Source organism: Acinetobacter sp. CWB-G5 (genome assembly GCF_019209785.1).
Taxonomy (GTDB): Bacteria; Pseudomonadota; Gammaproteobacteria; order Pseudomonadales; family Moraxellaceae; genus Acinetobacter; species Acinetobacter johnsonii.
Genome location: NZ_JAHUTF010000001.1, coordinates 1 through 16,201, shown reverse-complemented (window position 1 = coordinate 16,201; position 16,201 = coordinate 1). Strand labels below are relative to the sequence as shown.

The following is a 16,201-nucleotide window of genomic DNA, read 5'->3' as shown; positions in this document are numbered from 1 at the left end:
AAAACGTACTGAATTTTAATAATAAATATTTTTAAAAATTTAATATGGCTAATTATTAATCTGTGCTTAATAATTAACTTATTTGGCGCTGATTTGATGTATTTGACAAGTCAGGAAGACTTAAATCTGTCCCTACCAAATAGCTAAAATCAGCCAAAGACAACATTTGTTTATCTTCAATACTGTTTCCATAAGCATAAACGGCATGATAACTATCCAGCGCATATTTTTCTTGGATACGTTGCGCTTTGTACTCACAGCTACAGTCAGCTGTCTGATAGCGCCCTGTGTAGTATTGCTGGTCTTGTTCAACTTGGGTACAGATCAGATCGATTGAGAGTATTTCACACACATACTTTAAATAGATATCAATTGAGGCAGAGACCAAAACTACATCATCACCCAAACTTTGGTGCTGTTTCAGTTGGCTATAAAGTGCTGGGTTGAGTCCTTTGATTAAGAGCTCAGCATAGCGTTTTGCATAAGCATCAATTTCACTCACTTCAGCTTGCTTAAACATCGCATGGAAGAGTTTAGAGCGCATATGATGGGCAGGATAAAAACCTAAATAATAACTTTGAATATAAGGCAGGACTTTTAAGCCTTGCAGGGCAATATGCCGTTTTGAGTGTACATAGAAGATGAACCCCGTAAAACTGTCTTTGTCATACAGGGTGCCATCAAAGTCAAATAAGGCTAGATTTTTATGCGCTTTGCACGTTGCATGCATGTTTGATAACGTCCATTGACACGAGTGGCAAACCAATTGGTATTATAGTCACGGCTGAGCTTTGGACCAGAAATGACGACTTCTGGCATCATGGCATAGAAAGGTTCTTTTTTAGTGACTTCTTGATAAAGCTTAGCCACAGCGCGATAGGTGGCTGTATCTTCAAATTTCTTCTCTTTCTCTTTTTTCAGGTCAGAGCGAATTTGACGCGGAGTAACCAAAATATTGTGCTGAGCGAAAACACTGATGAGTTCACGTTCTGATTGACTCTTTGCAGATTTAGGTGAGCCATCTTTGCCATAAAGTAACAAGTCACCGTCTAAATCAAGTTCAGCTTCAGTTAAGTCATTTAACATACTTTGGAAGGCTGCATTTCGACTTGAGTACATACCTGAGTTATAGTCGGCAAAACGGTAAAGGGGTTTGTCATAGTCAGCAGGGTACATCATCAGGCGGTGAATGCCATAGTATAGACCACCATATTGGCTATAAAGGTCGGTACGTAGGTCAGCCATGCTGCCACCTTCACGTTTATTATCTTTGGCATAACCGATATGCACTTGCATTGAACCCAACGTAGTAATCGGGTTCATTTTTTCGCCCACGTCTTGACCGACAAGTTTAGCTGCACCTGTGAGTGCACTGACGTGATAGTGCTTTGACATATAGTCAAAAATTTCACGGTATAGTTCATCCAGTTCACGTTCTGTTTTAACACGGCGCATTTGGCTTAAATAGTTATCTTCAGGGCTTGGCTGCTCTTTTAAGACCTGTTGGAAATAACCTGCGATGGTGCCACCAATGGCATCGCCGAGCTTATCTTTAAATTTTTCATCTAAGCGATCTTGGACTTCTTTAACTGCTTTTTCACCCAAACCATAAACTTGTGGATCTGCAACAAAATTAGACTCTTGATCAACCACGGCAATGATCGAACACATATTCTCTTTATTTTGCGGAATACCAAACTGCTCTGAAATATCGTAAATATCTTCAGCCCATGAACGGCGGTCATTTACGCGTCCGGGAATGATGCGTGCGATTTGTTCAGCATTGAGCTTAGGCTCATCATCTGTCCACCATGAACGATCACCGCAGGCGGTTAAGCCTATAGATATGGCCAAGACACTTAGTGTTTTTAAACCAGAAGAAAGAAACAGCTTTTTATTCATAAACAGAGAACACATGATAAAAGGTGAGCCGAAACAGCAGGTGCAGTATACTATGTCGGTCGAAAAAGTGATGAATTTATATGTATATTGGTCGGTATCAACTGTCAAATCATTTGATTGTTGTTCTGATGGTAAGTGGGTTGGGTTGTTAAGAAAAATGATTAGTATTCAATCTGCTATTGGTTTTATTGTGGTGCAAGATTCGTGCAATAGATTGAGGGGGAGCTTAACTTATGATTCTTCCATTTTTTGAGATTCTTTTTTTAATAAATTAAACAGAAAATAGTTCAATGAATAGGATGACAACTTTAAAAGGCATCTAATTCCTAATACAACTCACGCTTAAGAGATAGGATAGGTCTTACTTTGTCATTACAAGTCATCTTTGGGCATGACCGTCATGCAAAAAAGATATCAAAACGATGTTTCTAATTTTCGATGAACTATGAACAATAGTTATGGAGTACAGCCAAAGGCTCGGCAATAAGCCTCAAAAGCTTATTAAAGAGTAGGCTTTTTTATTTGTGCTATAGTTTAATTGTTACTTAGCAGGCAGAACAATATGAATATCTGTATTGGTGGTGACTTGGATGGTCAAGTAGTGATTTTAAATAAGATGCGATTTAATGCAAAAGAGATAGATCAAAATAAATCATCGAGCTATATCAAGCAAAAGTACGTTAAGGGCGATCAAGTCTTTATTTTTTGGCGACATGCTGAAATGAAAATATGGGATGTCACCCATCAAGTTGAGTTGATTTTAGGAAAGAAAAATTAGCTAGAAGCGGGCAAATAAGCTTTATCCGCGTTTAGTGAAGATTTTCTTATCAATATGGATGAAAAAGCATTTCATGTGGGGTTAGGTGGGAGCAATAAAATAATATGCTAAGGTCTATCTATTGCACGCTAAAAAGCTTATAGTGATAGTGTATCTGAATTATTTATTTTATTGTATTTACTAAAGTTATTTCGCAATTGATTCAACTCTGCGGTTTATCCGATGTATATGATTTAAAAGATTAATTCTTATATTTTTCAAAATTTAAGAGAATATTTATGTCAAACATTACAACTGGTACCGTTAAGTGGTTTAATGAAACTAAAGGCTTTGGTTTTATTTCTAGCGATACTGGAGAAGACGTTTTTGCACACTTTAGCGAAATCCAATCAAACGGTTTCAAAGTGTTGAATGAAGGTCAACGTGTTCAGTTTACGATTGTAGCTGGCAAAAAAGGCCCTCAAGCAAGCTCTATCACAGTAATCTAAGAATATTGTGAATTAAAAAACCCGCTTCAGTTAGCGGGTTTTTTAATGGCAGCTTGTTTACTATTCGTTGTTAAGATCCCGTAATTCCGCTGCCTTTAGGGATTGATAGAATCTTCAGTTAAACAGGTAACGATATGAGTTCATGGAAAAATTAGTTAGAAAAGCACATCAAAATGATTTAACAGACATCGCAGAAATTCATCACAAATCATTTATACGTCAAGCAGATTCCAAGCAATGGATAGCATCAACACTTGCGGCTTATCCTCGGTTTTTTTGTCACGTAATCGTGTCTGATAAAACGGTTGGCTATATTTTTTGGGCTCAAAAGTCTGGCTTTCGAGAGAAAGTGATACTGGAACTAGATCAAATAGCGATCCATCCAGATTTTCAAGGTTTGGGATTAAGCAAAAAACTAATTATAGACTCGCTTAAGGACGTTGAGAATGAATTATTGCAAAGAAATCAGAAGATAAAAAACGTACTGGTGACGACAGGCGTGAATAACTTCGCAAGAAAAATTTATGAAGATTTGTTAGGTGCTCAAGAAGTTGCAATTATCTCTGATTTATATAGTGCACCTGAAGTTTATTTAAAAGCAGATCGAAAAGATTTAGTTTTTTAGCCTGAATGGCTTATTTAAAAAATATATGAACAAATATTAATTGATCTATAAGAAATCTTTTGAAGGACTGATTAAGAATAGTAGAAAAATCCCTAGATAAAGGGATTTCAATGCCAAGTAATCAATATGAGAATAGGAATGAGGTGAAATTGTGATATTTGCTATGACACCCTAAAAGACTCTAGGAACGAGTTTAGTGATGAAAGTGTAAAAGCTGACTCGGAAAAATGGAGTGATCTATGAGTATTGTTGAATTACATGAAGTGAAGCGCCACTTACACTATGCCGATGATAGCAATGATGTTTCATTAAAAAGCTTTATTGTTGCAGCTGACGCTATAATTAAAAATTATATTACAGATAATTTTGGATCGGAATATCCATCTGCCATTAAACAAGCTGCTTTACTATTAATTGAATACTGGGAACAGCACAGAAAAGATGGGGGAGAGGTATCTGTGAATGGTAACTACCTCCCAATACCCGTACTCTCTTTGCTTAATCTATATCGTAAGCCCACTGTTTGATAGGTGATGTAGATAATTGTATGTATCTTTAGGTAGGCATATTTGAAATTATGATAATTGTAATTGAGAATTATTTGCATTTATTGGGTTTGTGCGTTAGAATCAATTTCAAGAATAAAATAAAATTTAACAATGAAGTTTCATTAACCCAGCTCTATTGATTCTCCAGAGGCTGGGTTTTTTATCTACTTTAACAAAGAAAAAAATTAGGTTAAATTATACCAATTGTTAAAATAAATATGAGAAGAATAGACCATGAATAAAAAATTTGAATTACATGTACTCAGCCAAATCTATGACTTTCTAATTGAAAGAGAAGGATTCACTGCTCTGAATCTTCATTTTAAGGTTATGGAATTTTTTAGGGAGTTACATGTAGGGGATAAGAGAGATTTTGTTATTTTGGCACCGAATAAAATTTCAGGTAATTTCGGTGAGGTTACTCATATTCATTTATTAAATATTCCACATTTCCATGAAAAGGACAAATTCATTCATTGGGCACATAAAGCTCTAAATCGCCAAGTGTCTCATCTGTAAAGAAAGAGAATGGGGTTGTTTCATAAATTAAACATTGAAATCTTTAGATTTTGATAAGTTATATTTTTAAATCGTGCTAGGCAAAAATGATGAAAATATTTGCAATAGTAAGTTTAGTTTTAATGCTGGGATTAACGGCATGCCAAAAAAGAGATACAGATACGAAAGAGCAGGATAAAACTACAACGCCACATTCCATGGATAAAGATCAGTAAGAAAAAGCTCGCCAAATGGTGGGCTTTTTTAAGAGTTAAAATGGTATAGTAGTGCTGTCCTTTAAGTACTTTTTTCTATGTCTGAAACCTATAAATACATTTACACCCAAATTAGTACATTTGGATCATTACCTACACATAAAGTTCTTATAAGTAGTATGGGAAGGAAGACAAAATTAGTTTTCGCTGATAATACTTTTGTTTATAGTACAGTTTCAGATTGGGCTTTAAGTCATTCGGGTCTTGATTCAAGAAAATCAATATGGTCTGAAGAGCCTAAGTCATTTTTAGACAGTGAAAAAACAAGATTAAGCGTCTATAGAGCCTCACATCCCGCTTTTATCACTGAAGCAAGCATTGGTTAAGCACTAGAATTTGTATGTTGCTCATGTAATAACTGCTTATATTACAAATAAAGTTTGCTTTGTGGGTGCTTAGGGCGTATAAAGCTAACTCGTTGATGCGGGATGGAGCAGTCTGGTAGCTCGTCGGGCTCATAACCCGAAGGTCGTTGGTTCAAATCCAGCTCCCGCTACCAACGAAAAAAGATTCAAAGTTTATAGCCTAATCTTCACAGATTAGGCTTTTTTTATGGCTGGTTAATTTTATACATAGCGGTTTTTAAGAACGTGCTTTTATACAAGTTACTGGAATGGTGTGTAAGCTATGAAACTACAGTATTTCTAGAAAACACTGGACTGTAAGTGACGTAAAACAGGTTTAAATTTTATTCTGATTCTAACGGCATAATGGGTTTCCCAAATAAACCAATATTCTTATCCCCCCATTGTTTTAATGCAACCAAAATAGGTGCTAAAGAAGTGCCGAGTGTAGATAATCGATATTCTACTTTAGGTGGAACAACGGCATAAACCTTTCGTAGAATCAGTTGATCCTCTTCAAGTTCACGTAATTGTCTAGTGAGCATTTTTTGAGTGACATTTGGAATTTTCTTTCTCAGTTCATTAAACCTTAAAACGTCGTCTTCTAATAAATGCCATAAGATAATACTCTTCCATTTACCATCAAGTAAGCCTATAGCCGCTTCAACAGAACATCCTGGTGTGCAATCAAAACGCGAATGTTTTAGCTTACCCATTTCAATAGTATCCTTTTGGTAACTATAAGACGAATTTGTCTGTATAACTTAAAAAAGAATATTAAGTAAACTCAAATAACAAAACAAGAGGACAAGTGAATGAAGGCTATTTCTTATATTGACGGTATGGATCATGGATTTCAAAATCCACTGGTAGATATTGAAAAAGCGATGCCGAGCTTAAAAGATCGGGATTTGTTGGTTAGAATCAAAGCGATCTCGGTTAACCCTGTCGATACTAAGGTTAGACGAAACCCTGTCGCAGCAGGCAATACACGTATCTTAGGATGGGATGCAGTGGGTGAGATTGTTGAAGTCGGTTCTGGCGTGCAACACTTTAAAGTCGGAGATCAGGTCTGGTATGCGGGTGATTTAACTCGGGATGGGAGTAATGCTGAGTATCAAGCAGTCGATGAGCATATTGTTAGTTTAAAACCACAAAGTCTGAGTGATGCTGAAGCTGCTGCGCTGCCATTAACCGCTATTACAGCGTGGGAAATGTTATTTGATCGTTTCAATGTTGATTTAGATCAATCTGATAATATTTTAGTGATTGGAGGGGCTGGAGGTGTAGGATCTATTGCGATTCAATTACTCAAAGCGAGGACAAATTTAAAAGTTATTGCTACAGCATCTAGGGAAGAGACTAAAGCATGGGTTAAGTCTTTAGGGGCTGACTACGTCATCGATCATACCGAAGATTTAAATACGCAAATCAAAGCATTGGGTTTAGATGCACCTCGATATATTTTTTCAACCAATCAAACAGAAACGTATCTTCCTCAAATTTCTAAGCTTATTGCTCCACAAGGTAAGTTAGGCTTAATTGATGATCCAAAATCACTAGATATCGGCGAGTTTAAGTCTAAGTCGGTTTCTGTGCATTGGGAGTTCATGTTTACACGTTCAATGTTTAATACAACAGATATTGAACAACAATCTCAGCTATTACATCAGGTTGCAGAACTGGTAGATAACCACAGAATTAAAACCACGCTGAATCAGACTTTAGGTAAAATTAATGCGCAAAATTTAAAACTTGCTCATGAGCTGATTGAATCTGGTCGAGCGAAAGGAAAAATCGTTTTGGAAGGCTTTTAACTAGTTTTAAGCTCAACTTAAATAAGTGGGTTGATTTTTAAGTTAAACACTTGAAATTATACATATAGGATCAATATTCTGAGCAAGGCCATTCTAGGGTTCAGCGCACTAGGGTGGCTTTCCTCTTTTTGAAATCAGTTTCACTCATGTACACATAATAAAAAGCTTTTGGAATAATTTTCTCAATTCATTAAGTATTATGTTGTAAAGAATGAAACACACAACTTTGATTTAATATATTATCCTCAGCATAAGTCTAGATAGAGCGCTGTGTAGCGCTTTATTTTTATTTAAGTTAAATCAAAACAGTGCTTTGCGAGTATTAAAAATCTTAGGCACGGAAGATTTCGTATAGTTGTGATTATTTGAACACCCAAGAGCTATTTCACTGTTCCTGCTTTTTGCATTTCTTGGTAAAGCTGATCAAGATAATGTTGTTGTTGGACGTTATCTTTAAAGTATCGTTGATAATTCACACTACAACTATCGATATCGGCGATATTATTGAGATTGAATGTCCAATCATCCGTATTTTTAACACGAATGCCTAAGTCATCACTACAGTTTTGCCAAAGTTGAGAAAATCGTGTCTGCTTATTGCTCGGGAGTTGGTTGACACGTGCATAAACGCTGAAGCCTTTCATTTCTGAGTTAAAATATTTGTGAATAAAACCAATGGGTACACCAGCCCAATTCATTGATTGATCTGCTGGGAAGGAAATCCTGATGAGTTTTTTTTCGTTCAATAATGAATCTTGTTGGCCTGATTTAAAAAGTTGTTCTTCATATTCTAGTTTTGTGCCTATAGGTACATTGATCTTTTTCACGATCATTGGTTGTGTCGTGATGTAATAAGGATAATCAGTCCTACCATTGCCGCCTGTAGGGTTCATATTGCCAACACATGCTCCCAAATTTGAGAGTAGGGCAATGCAAAAGATTAATCTAACTTTATTATTCATTATTGATCCTAAAAAAACTTTATTTAAAGGCTATTTCATTTATCCAGAATGAACCCATACTACACCTTATGCGAAACGTTTGAAATTTCATCTCTAGCCTCAATGTTTTGGCTCAAGCTATTCTAAGGCTCAGCACACGACTAGGGCTTTTTTTTAGATGCTACAACTACTATTTTTAAGGACGTTTCAATTGATTGCAGGAAACACCTAATATAATTAAAATTTATGACAGCTATAAATAACTTGAATATTTATTTTTTTCATGTATACTTGGCGTAACTAGAAAAAAGTAATGTTTAGTAAATCTTCTTTAAGTATCGCAGTTTTAGTCATAATCCTCCGTTGTTTCAGATCTTAAGCTCCACTTTTATTATTTTCAAAGTTACATCTAGTCATTTATTTTTGACTAAAATTATTAAAATTCAGCAGGATATATTATGTCTACTACAGTTACCGGTACAGTTAAATGGTTTAATGAAACTAAAGGCTTTGGTTTCATTCAACAAGAATCTGGTCCAGATGTTTTTGCTCACTTTCGCGAAATCGCTAGTTCAGGCTTCAAAACATTGCATGAAGGGCAACAAGTGTCATTCAGCATAGAGCAAGGTCAAAAAGGCCCAAATGCTGTAAATATTGTTGCTTTATAAGAAGCATTAAATATAAAAAAGCACTGAACAGTGCTTTTTTAATGACTAAAAATTATTGATTAAATATTTATTCCTTGTTGGAATATATGAAAAAAACTGGTGAAAATTGAAAAAACTTAATACCTTAATTGCTAAATCTTCAAATGGTACTGAAATTATAGTCTCGTTAATTCCTCTAAATAAAATGCAAAATACCCGTGATGGCTTGAAATCTATTGAGGTGGGTAAGCGTGTGCTGCTTCAGTCTGGAATCGAAGTGGACTTAAATTTAGATGGTAGAACATTCTATACCGCTTTAAATCAATTATTTAAATTTAACTATAAAGTTGCCTAACTAAATATTTGATTATATTGTTTTTAAATAGATTGCTTTTTGAGTTGTGAAAGAGATCTATTGATTCTTAAGGGTTAAGTAAAGCCTAGCCTGAATGAAAAAGCTGAGCATTCTATTTTTCTTTACATTTTTCGTTTAAGCTTTTTTTAACAGCTCCGTTTTATAAAAATATTTAAAACTTAGGAAAAGCGATGAAGAATAATTATCCAAAACCTATAATAATCATGCATTGGATTACCTTTGTTTTAGTTGCAATGGTGTATCTGACTGCAGGTGATCCCACAATAACGGACTGGCAAGGCCAGATTCATGTTGCAGGTGGACTTTTAATATTTATCCTATTTTTCTTGAGATTAAGTTTTGTTTTTCTGTATAGAAAAAGTATTCCTAAAACAGAAATAATTAATTCTTACCAGATAATGTTATTTAAAATGGTCAGATTTTTCCTTTACTTAAGCCTATGTATCGTTCCAATAGCGGGCTGGATGACATTATCGAGTTTTACTGGTAGTTTCCAAGTTTTATCGTTAAATTTACCGCTTTTAAGCACTGTTTGGGGGAGTGACTATATTGCAGATGCGCATCAATTTTTAGGGAATCTCTTTATTACACTCGTGGGTTTACATGCCTGTGCGGCATTGATTCACCACTTCATTTTCAAAGATAACGTCTTAAAAAGTATGCTTTTTAAAAAATGATGTGATTTAGAGGCTATCTGATGGTTGCCTTTTAGGTTTGTCTGGCTTTTTTATATTTTGAGTACTTCATAGTCATAGAGCAGATGATAAAAGATGAGCCGAAAGTGTAGATGCAGTATACTGTGCCGGTCGAAAAAGTGATGAATTCATATGTATATTGGTCCGTATCAACTGTCAAATAATTTGATTGTGGCTCCGATGGCAGGCGTAACTGACCGTCCATTTAGGTCTCTGTGCAAATACTTTGGTGCAGGGCATGCTGTCAGTGAAATGATGACATCAGATCAAACGTTACGGATGAGTAAAAAAAGCTTATATCGTGCTAATTTTGATGGTGAATTGGCGCCTATTTCAGCGCAAATTGCAGGATCAGATCCCAAAGAGTTGGCGGAAGCTGCACGATATCAGGTCTCAAATGGTGCTCAAATTGTGGACATCAATATGGGATGTCCTGCCAAGAAAGTCTGTAATAAGCTGGCAGGTTCCGCACTTTTAAAAGATGAAGACTTGGTGGCTCGAATATTGGATGAAGTTGTTGCTGCAGTTGATGTACCTGTCACACTTAAAACTCGTTTGGGTTTCTTAAATGGTCATGAAAATATCTTACGTGTAGCGAAACGTGCTGAAGAGGCCGGTATTGCTGCGTTGGCGTTACATGGACGCACCCGTGAAGACATGTATTTGAACACGGCTCGTTATGATTTAATTAAGGAGGTTAAACAGCTGATTCGTATACCAGTGGTTGCGAATGGAGATATTGATAGTCCAGAAAAAGCCAAATATGTACTCGATTATACCGGTGCAGATGCAATTATGATTGGTCGCGCTGCGCAAGGGCGTCCATGGATTTTTCGTGAAATCGCACATTATTTGGAGACAGGTGAACATTTGGCAGCACCAAGTATTCAAGAAGTAAAAGAAGTTCTACTTGGACATCTTGCCGAACTGTATGCATTTTATGGGGAATATTCTGGCTGCCGAATTGCACGTAAACATATTGCTTGGTACACCAAAGGTTTACGTTCAAGTAATGAGTTTCGCCAGAACATGTACAAAGTGGAAAGTACAACTGAACAATTTAAAGTGGTCGCAGCCTACTTTGACCAATTACTCATTCATGGTGAAACCATGAATGACGTACAAGTTGAACAGGTCAATTTGCTGGAAACCAAATAAACAAAGCTCCACGTATGGAGCTTTAAGTGAATAACTTGATTTAATAACTAACTTGTTGCATTTCAACCAACAGTTGGTTAATTAAGTCCGGTGCTTCCATGGCACGAATTTGCGAAACGTTCGTGCCTGCCCAAAATGCGCCAAAACCTTGATCGCCTTGTTTGGTTGCTGCGGCATGTAATTGTTTCCCTAGATCATAACAGTACGGATAAGCAGCAACAGCAGGGCGATTCGGTAGATCAATCTGGGTATGCCAGTGACCGAGTAAACCGCGAGCAGGGCGACCTGAAATACTGGCACTTATTTGTGTGATGTGCTCATGGAAAAGTGCATGACGGTAGGCATCATTGGCATTTGATGTTTTACATTGTACGAAAGCTGTTCCCAACTGTACCGCACTCGCACCTAGACTTAACATCTGTTGAGCCTGTGTACCATTCATAATGCCACCTGCAGCAATAATCGGGCACCGACAGTGCTGAGTCAGAAGTTGTACAAGGTCGACCGTACGTATTGCACTATCAAAATGTTCATTAAAAATCCCGCGGTGTCCACCTGCTTCTATACCTTGAGCAATAATAAAATCAATTCCTGCTGCTTCAATAGCCCGTGCTTCCGCTAGGTTAGTTGCAGAAACCATGGTTAAAATGCCAGCGTCTTTTAGCGCCTGTATTTGATGCGGATGCGGAATACCAAAGTGGAAACTGACGGCTTTAGGGCGAGTTTCAAGTACGACATTTAAAAAGTCATCATTGTCCAAAAAGCTAGGATAAATACAGTGCAGTTGCGTGGGTGGTTCTGCATCGTATTGTTCAAAATTAGGCCTTGCAAAATCAATCCATGTTTGTGCGATAGCTGGATCAAGTTCGACACTTTGATGACAGAAAAAATTAACTTGAAAAGGTTGTTCGGTCAGTGCTTGGGTTTTTAAAATTTGGCTACGTGCGGTTTCTGCGGTGTTTGCACCTAATCCAAGTGAGCCTAGCCCGCCTTGATTTGAAACCTCCGCCGCAAGCTCTGGTGTAGAAACACCAGCCATCGGTGCAAGGAAGATAGGATGTTTAATTTCAAGACGTTCTAATAATAAAGACATGTACTTGCTCCTTTTACATATAGACACTTTGCCCAAGCACTGCAAAATTGGCAAATAATATTCAGTATTTTCTCGAAAAATATCTAAAGCAATCACGTTTATTTTTCGGTTTTTAGCGACAAGCCATGTCGTTGGGTATGTGTATTGGCAATGCTTTTAGTCTGAAATTTTTTATACTTTTATTTTAGATTTTACCGAGGACCGTCATGACCGATCGTATCCGTGAAAAGCTACTGATTCTAGCTGATGCAGCTAAATATGACGTGTCCTGTTCGTCCAGTGGTAGCAATCGTAAAAACAACAATCAAGGTTTGGGAAATACAGGAAACGGTATCTGTCATAGTTATACAGAAGATGGTCGTTGTGTTTCATTACTTAAAATTCTATTTTCAAATGTCTGTATTTTTGATTGTTCGTACTGTGTTTCTAGACGCTCTAACGATGTCAAGCGAGCCGCTTTTACTGTACAAGAAGTGGTGGATTTAACCATCAACTTTTACCGCCGCAATTATATTGAAGGTTTATTTCTCAGTTCAGGTATTTTTAAATCAGCTGATTTCACGATGGAGCGAATGCTACAAGTGGTGAAAAAGTTACGCCTTGAAGAGAACTTTAATGGTTATATTCACCTAAAAACGATACCTGGTGCTTCCCAAGAGATTATTACCGAGGCGGGCTTATATGTAGACCGCATGAGTATTAACTTAGAAATGCCGACAGAAGTTGGTTTAAAACAGTTTGCACCTGAAAAATCACATGCAGAAGTACAAAAGGACTTGGGCATTGTACGCGATCGCTTAATTCAGTTGATGGATGAGCGGCGTGTGATTCAACATGTGCCGAAGTTTGTACCCGCTGGACAAACCACTCAGATGGTGGTGGGCGCACATCAAGAAACAGACAAAGATATTATTTTAATGGCAGATCATCATTACAAAGTGTATCAGCTCAAACGGGTGTATTTTTCAGGCTATATCCCAATCAATGAACAGGAAAAAATGCTTCCTGTCGTGGGTTCTGCACCGCCATTATTAAGAGAAAATCGGCTGTATCAGTCGGATTGGCTCATGCGTTTCTATGGTTTTGATGCGCAGGAAATTGTGAATGATCAGCATCCGAATTTAGATTTGGACATCGACCCGAAGCTCAGCTGGGCACTACGTAACCCTGAGCATTTTCCTGTTGATATTCAACATGCAGACTATCGTATGATTTTACGTGTTCCGGGTATAGGTGTTCAATCGGCTAAAAAAATTGTGCAAGCTCGTCGTTTTGGGCAGATTCATATCGATCAACTAAAGCGTATGGGCATTGCTTACAATCGGGCACAGCATTTTATTCGCTGTTCAGATACGCCAAAGTTTAAAAAAGAACAACAAGCGAACCAGATTCGGCAGCACATTTTGCAATCAGGGCAATCTAAATATCAAAAACAGCTTTCGCCTCAACTGGGCTTCGGTTTTTAGTATGTCGATATATCGCTTTGATCAAAGCATGACTGGACTACTGAGTTGTGTATATAGAAGCTTTCAGTTTAAAGATTTTGACGTCAAGCTTGCATCTAACAATTCCCAAGCCAGCTTATTTGATGAGTGTATTGAGGTTGCTTCAAATGACGAACACGCAGAGCGAGTTTGGCGAGGGTTAAAGCAAAAAATTACGGTTGAGAGTCTACGATCTTTTTATTATTGCTTTCTGTCTGAGCAGGAACAGGCACATCAACATCTTTTTAATTTCTGTATCTATGTATTTAAAAATATACATGCGGTAGATCGTAACTATGCGCATGCGGATGTATTGGCTGTTTCGCAGTGGGCCAAACAAGTGGGTAGGGAAAAGCATCGTATGGAAGCCTTTGTCCGCTTTAAAAAATGTCAGGATGGATTATTTCTAAGTTTGGTACAGCCAGATTTTAATGTTTTACCACTGATAGAACGGCATTTTAGAAACCGATATCAAGATCAAAGATGGTTGATTTATGATGAAAGAAGAAATTTTGGAATTTATTATGATTTGACAGCTGTGCATCAGGTAGAAATGGATGTGGATCAAATTGATCATGCACACAAAGTCGGACACAGTCAGTCCTTTAGTGTTGAATTAGATGATGATGAGCTGCTGTATGACCAGTTATGGAAAGATTATTTTAAAAGTATCAACATCGAGGCAAGAACAAATATCAAACTACATGTGCAATATGTTCCTAAACGCTACTGGCGTTATATGAATGAAAAAACAATCTAGCGAGATGTAAGTAAGGCGTTGACTCATCATTTTCTATAATGTTTTAGGCTGTTATTGGAAGGAGAACAGACGTTAATTAATTCATGCTAATTAAAAAATAAGTTGTTGCACCTGTAGAATGGAACCTCAACCATCAGTAATAGTGCATCTGAGTAGTGGCTCAGAGAATAATGTGTAAGTTTAGAGTCGATGATGAATGATGCTGTAAATAGTAAAAAGCCCATTCAATCCATGGACTTTTTACATTTTAAATAGGTAGTCTGCTATCGCTTTTCGTGTTGTTGACGTTAAACATGCACATTAAATAGGGAGCCAATCCAACTGGCAAACAGCATCGCGAAAATCCCCCATAGCGTCACACGAAATGCACCTGTCCACATAGAAGTTCCAGAAAAGTAGCTCGATAAAGCCCCTAAACCGAATAACGATAGTACCCCTGTAAGAGCAACTGACTGTGTTAGATAGCCTTGAGGGCTTAAGAGAATGGCCAGCATGGGAAACAGCGCACCTAGTGAAAAGGCGAGGGCAGAAGAACCCGCAGCTTCAAGTGGCTTGGCACTGGTATTTTCATGGATGCCTATTTCATCACGAGCATGTGCAGACAGTGCATCATGTGCGCTGAGTTGTACTGCGACTTCATGTGCTAGTTCGGGTTCTAGTCCACGTTGTATATAAATTTGAGTCAGTTCTTTAAGTTCTAAGTGCGGGTTTTTATCTAATTCCCTAGCTTCATGTTTTAAGTCAGCTTCTTCAATATCTGATTGAGACTTCACCGAAATATACTCGCCCGCAGCCATAGAGCTCGCACCTGAAATGAGCCCTGCAATACACGTGATGAGTAAGGTATGGCTGGTTGCGCCACTGGCCGCCATCCCCATAATCAAACTGGTCACTGAAATGATGCCGTCATTGGCACCCAATACCGCTGCACGTAGCCAACCAGTACGATGAATTAAATGAGGTTCAACATGGTGAGAATAGGACATGACGATAGATCATCCTCAAATTTTAAAGTTATGATTTATTTAATAATGCACGTTTCATCTACTATAGCACAGCCCATAAAAAAGCCTCCGAGTGGGAGGCTTTTTTGAGTTTAGAAATATTATTGCGCTTTTTCTTTCACATCAGCAGCACCTTGTTCTACGGCACCAGCAACATGAGCTGTTGCTTCTTTAGAGGCATTTTTAACATCTTCAGCAGCAGCTTCAGTTTTCGCAGCAGCTTCGTCAGCGGCAGCACCAATTTTAGCCGATGCTTCATCTGCAGCTTTTTGAGTGTCAGATACGGCTTCACTTGCAGCTTTGTTAATATCATGACCTGCTTGTTCAGCAGCATTTTCAAGGTGTTCACCTGTCGTTGCACCTGTTTCAGGTGCTTTTTCTTTTGAACAACCCACTAAAACAACAGCAGCAGCAAGACCTAAAGCAATAAGTAATTTATTCATTTTCATATCCTTTTCGTTTTATACCCAAAAGTAGGGGTTGGGCAAAATATAATCTACTTTGAATGTAAAGCAGACTGCATTATTGTTAAAAAAATGTAATTTTTTATAAAAAACAGCGTGATAAAAAGGCTTATAAGCTGAGTTGCCTATAAGCCTTTAGCAGAGAAGCGTCTGAGAGGATTACACGCCAGAACGAATAATATAATCAAAAGCAGACAGAGATGCTTTCGCGCCTTCACCTGTGGCAATGATGATTTGCTTGTATGGCACAGTCGTACAGTCACCTGCGGCAAATACACCTTTGACATTGGTTTCATTGCGATCG

At 37.5% G+C, this 16,201-nt stretch carries 21 protein-coding genes, 1 tRNA gene and 1 pseudogene; 15 read left to right on the top strand and 8 right to left on the bottom strand.

Features of this window, described 5'->3' with window-relative positions; genetic code table 11:
- Positions 1–73: 73 nt before the first annotated feature.
- Positions 74–730 carry an HAD-IB family hydrolase gene (locus KVY11_RS00110; RefSeq protein WP_218287541.1) on the bottom strand — a complete coding sequence of 219 codons (657 nt, stop codon included), beginning with the start codon at positions 728–730 and terminating at the stop codon, positions 74–76.
- Complete coding sequence (locus tag KVY11_RS00105; RefSeq protein ID WP_004980175.1) at positions 697–1,902, bottom strand: DUF1615 family protein; 1,206 nt, start codon at positions 1,900–1,902, stop codon at positions 697–699. Before KVY11_RS00105 ends, KVY11_RS00110 begins: the two co-directional genes overlap by 34 nt.
- 562 nt (positions 1,903–2,464) lie before the next feature.
- Here KVY11_RS00105 and KVY11_RS00100 point away from each other — a divergent pair.
- The 8 genes from KVY11_RS00100 (at position 2,465) to KVY11_RS00070 (ending at position 5,613) form a co-directional block, all read left to right on the top strand.
- A complete protein-coding gene (locus KVY11_RS00100; RefSeq protein ID WP_218287540.1) occupies positions 2,465–2,680 on the top strand; it encodes a hypothetical protein in 216 nt (71 codons plus the stop codon).
- A 278-nt stretch (positions 2,681–2,958) separates the two neighbouring features.
- The gene (locus tag KVY11_RS00095) at positions 2,959–3,168 is read left to right on the top strand and encodes a cold-shock protein (RefSeq protein ID WP_004693516.1); all 210 of its coding nucleotides are present in this window, start codon (positions 2,959–2,961) and stop codon (positions 3,166–3,168) included.
- A gap of 142 nt (positions 3,169–3,310) precedes the next feature.
- On the top strand, positions 3,311–3,793 hold the full coding sequence (locus KVY11_RS00090) for an N-acetyltransferase (protein WP_218287538.1): 483 nt from the start codon (positions 3,311–3,313) through the stop codon (positions 3,791–3,793).
- A gap of 239 nt (positions 3,794–4,032) precedes the next feature.
- Positions 4,033–4,320: a head-tail connector protein gene (locus tag KVY11_RS00085; protein ID WP_004980169.1), complete on the top strand. Its 288-nt coding sequence runs from the start codon at positions 4,033–4,035 to the stop codon at positions 4,318–4,320.
- Between the two features lie 255 nt (positions 4,321–4,575).
- Positions 4,576–4,860 carry a hypothetical protein gene (locus KVY11_RS00080; protein WP_218287536.1) on the top strand — a complete coding sequence of 95 codons (285 nt, stop codon included), beginning with the start codon at positions 4,576–4,578 and terminating at the stop codon, positions 4,858–4,860.
- Positions 4,861–4,949: 89 nt separating this feature from the next.
- Entirely contained in the window at positions 4,950–5,075 is a 126-nt protein-coding gene (locus tag KVY11_RS16535) for a hypothetical protein (RefSeq protein ID WP_017397253.1), read from the top strand.
- Positions 5,076–5,152: 77 nt separating this feature from the next.
- Complete coding sequence (locus KVY11_RS00075; protein WP_081313236.1) at positions 5,153–5,440, top strand: hypothetical protein; 288 nt, start codon at positions 5,153–5,155, stop codon at positions 5,438–5,440.
- Between the two features lie 96 nt (positions 5,441–5,536).
- Positions 5,537–5,613 (top strand) — tRNA-Met (locus KVY11_RS00070).
- A gap of 189 nt (positions 5,614–5,802) precedes the next feature.
- Here KVY11_RS00070 and KVY11_RS00065 read toward each other — a convergent pair.
- Positions 5,803–6,174, bottom strand: coding sequence for a helix-turn-helix domain-containing protein (locus KVY11_RS00065; RefSeq protein WP_004693511.1), 372 nt, complete (start codon positions 6,172–6,174; stop codon positions 5,803–5,805).
- Positions 6,175–6,273: 99 nt separating this feature from the next.
- Between KVY11_RS00065 and KVY11_RS00060 the strand changes: the two genes are divergently transcribed.
- Positions 6,274–7,275 carry a zinc-binding alcohol dehydrogenase family protein gene (locus KVY11_RS00060; protein WP_218287534.1) on the top strand — a complete coding sequence of 334 codons (1,002 nt, stop codon included), beginning with the start codon at positions 6,274–6,276 and terminating at the stop codon, positions 7,273–7,275.
- Between the two features lie 380 nt (positions 7,276–7,655).
- On the opposite strand, the gene KVY11_RS00055 is transcribed toward KVY11_RS00060, so the two are convergent.
- Complete coding sequence (locus KVY11_RS00055; RefSeq protein ID WP_218287533.1) at positions 7,656–8,237, bottom strand: hypothetical protein; 582 nt, start codon at positions 8,235–8,237, stop codon at positions 7,656–7,658.
- A gap of 437 nt (positions 8,238–8,674) precedes the next feature.
- Between KVY11_RS00055 and KVY11_RS00050 the strand changes: the two genes are divergently transcribed.
- The 4 genes from KVY11_RS00050 to dusB all read left to right on the top strand — a co-directional run bounded on the left by KVY11_RS00050 (position 8,675) and on the right by dusB (position 11,092).
- Positions 8,675–8,884, top strand: coding sequence for a cold-shock protein (locus tag KVY11_RS00050; protein ID WP_004693506.1), 210 nt, complete (start codon positions 8,675–8,677; stop codon positions 8,882–8,884).
- Between the two features lie 106 nt (positions 8,885–8,990).
- Entirely contained in the window at positions 8,991–9,218 is a 228-nt protein-coding gene (locus KVY11_RS00045; RefSeq protein ID WP_004980159.1) for a hypothetical protein, read from the top strand.
- Positions 9,219–9,409: 191 nt separating this feature from the next.
- Entirely contained in the window at positions 9,410–9,916 is a 507-nt protein-coding gene (locus tag KVY11_RS00040) for a cytochrome b (protein WP_168159723.1), read from the top strand.
- A gap of 150 nt (positions 9,917–10,066) precedes the next feature.
- On the top strand, positions 10,067–11,092 hold the full coding sequence (gene dusB, locus KVY11_RS00035) for a tRNA dihydrouridine synthase DusB (RefSeq protein WP_168159722.1): 1,026 nt from the start codon (positions 10,067–10,069) through the stop codon (positions 11,090–11,092).
- 40 nt (positions 11,093–11,132) lie between these two features.
- Here dusB and KVY11_RS00030 read toward each other — a convergent pair whose 3' ends face one another.
- A complete protein-coding gene (locus KVY11_RS00030) occupies positions 11,133–12,185 on the bottom strand; it encodes a nitronate monooxygenase family protein (RefSeq protein WP_218287531.1) in 1,053 nt (350 codons plus the stop codon).
- Positions 12,186–12,391: 206 nt separating this feature from the next.
- Here KVY11_RS00030 and KVY11_RS00025 point away from each other — a divergent pair, with 206 nt between their 5' ends.
- Together KVY11_RS00025 and KVY11_RS00020 are read left to right on the top strand one after the other, a co-directional pair.
- Positions 12,392–13,651, top strand: coding sequence for a putative DNA modification/repair radical SAM protein (locus KVY11_RS00025; RefSeq protein ID WP_218287530.1), 1,260 nt, complete (start codon positions 12,392–12,394; stop codon positions 13,649–13,651).
- A gap of 1 nt (position 13,652) precedes the next feature.
- The gene (locus tag KVY11_RS00020) at positions 13,653–14,429 is read left to right on the top strand and encodes a TIGR03915 family putative DNA repair protein (RefSeq protein ID WP_218287529.1); all 777 of its coding nucleotides are present in this window, start codon (positions 13,653–13,655) and stop codon (positions 14,427–14,429) included.
- Between the two features lie 287 nt (positions 14,430–14,716).
- Here KVY11_RS00020 and KVY11_RS00015 read toward each other — a convergent pair whose 3' ends face one another.
- The 3 genes and pseudogenes from KVY11_RS00015 to KVY11_RS00005 form a co-directional block, all read right to left on the bottom strand.
- Positions 14,717–15,415 (bottom strand): VIT family protein, encoded by a 699-nt coding sequence (locus tag KVY11_RS00015; RefSeq protein WP_062032668.1) that lies wholly within the window; start codon positions 15,413–15,415, stop codon positions 14,717–14,719.
- 119 nt (positions 15,416–15,534) lie between these two features.
- Complete coding sequence (locus tag KVY11_RS00010; protein WP_058869489.1) at positions 15,535–15,876, bottom strand: hypothetical protein; 342 nt, start codon at positions 15,874–15,876, stop codon at positions 15,535–15,537.
- A 180-nt stretch (positions 15,877–16,056) separates the two neighbouring features.
- A pseudogene (locus tag KVY11_RS00005) lies at positions 16,057–16,201 on the bottom strand (pyridine nucleotide-disulfide oxidoreductase); the annotation flags it as partial.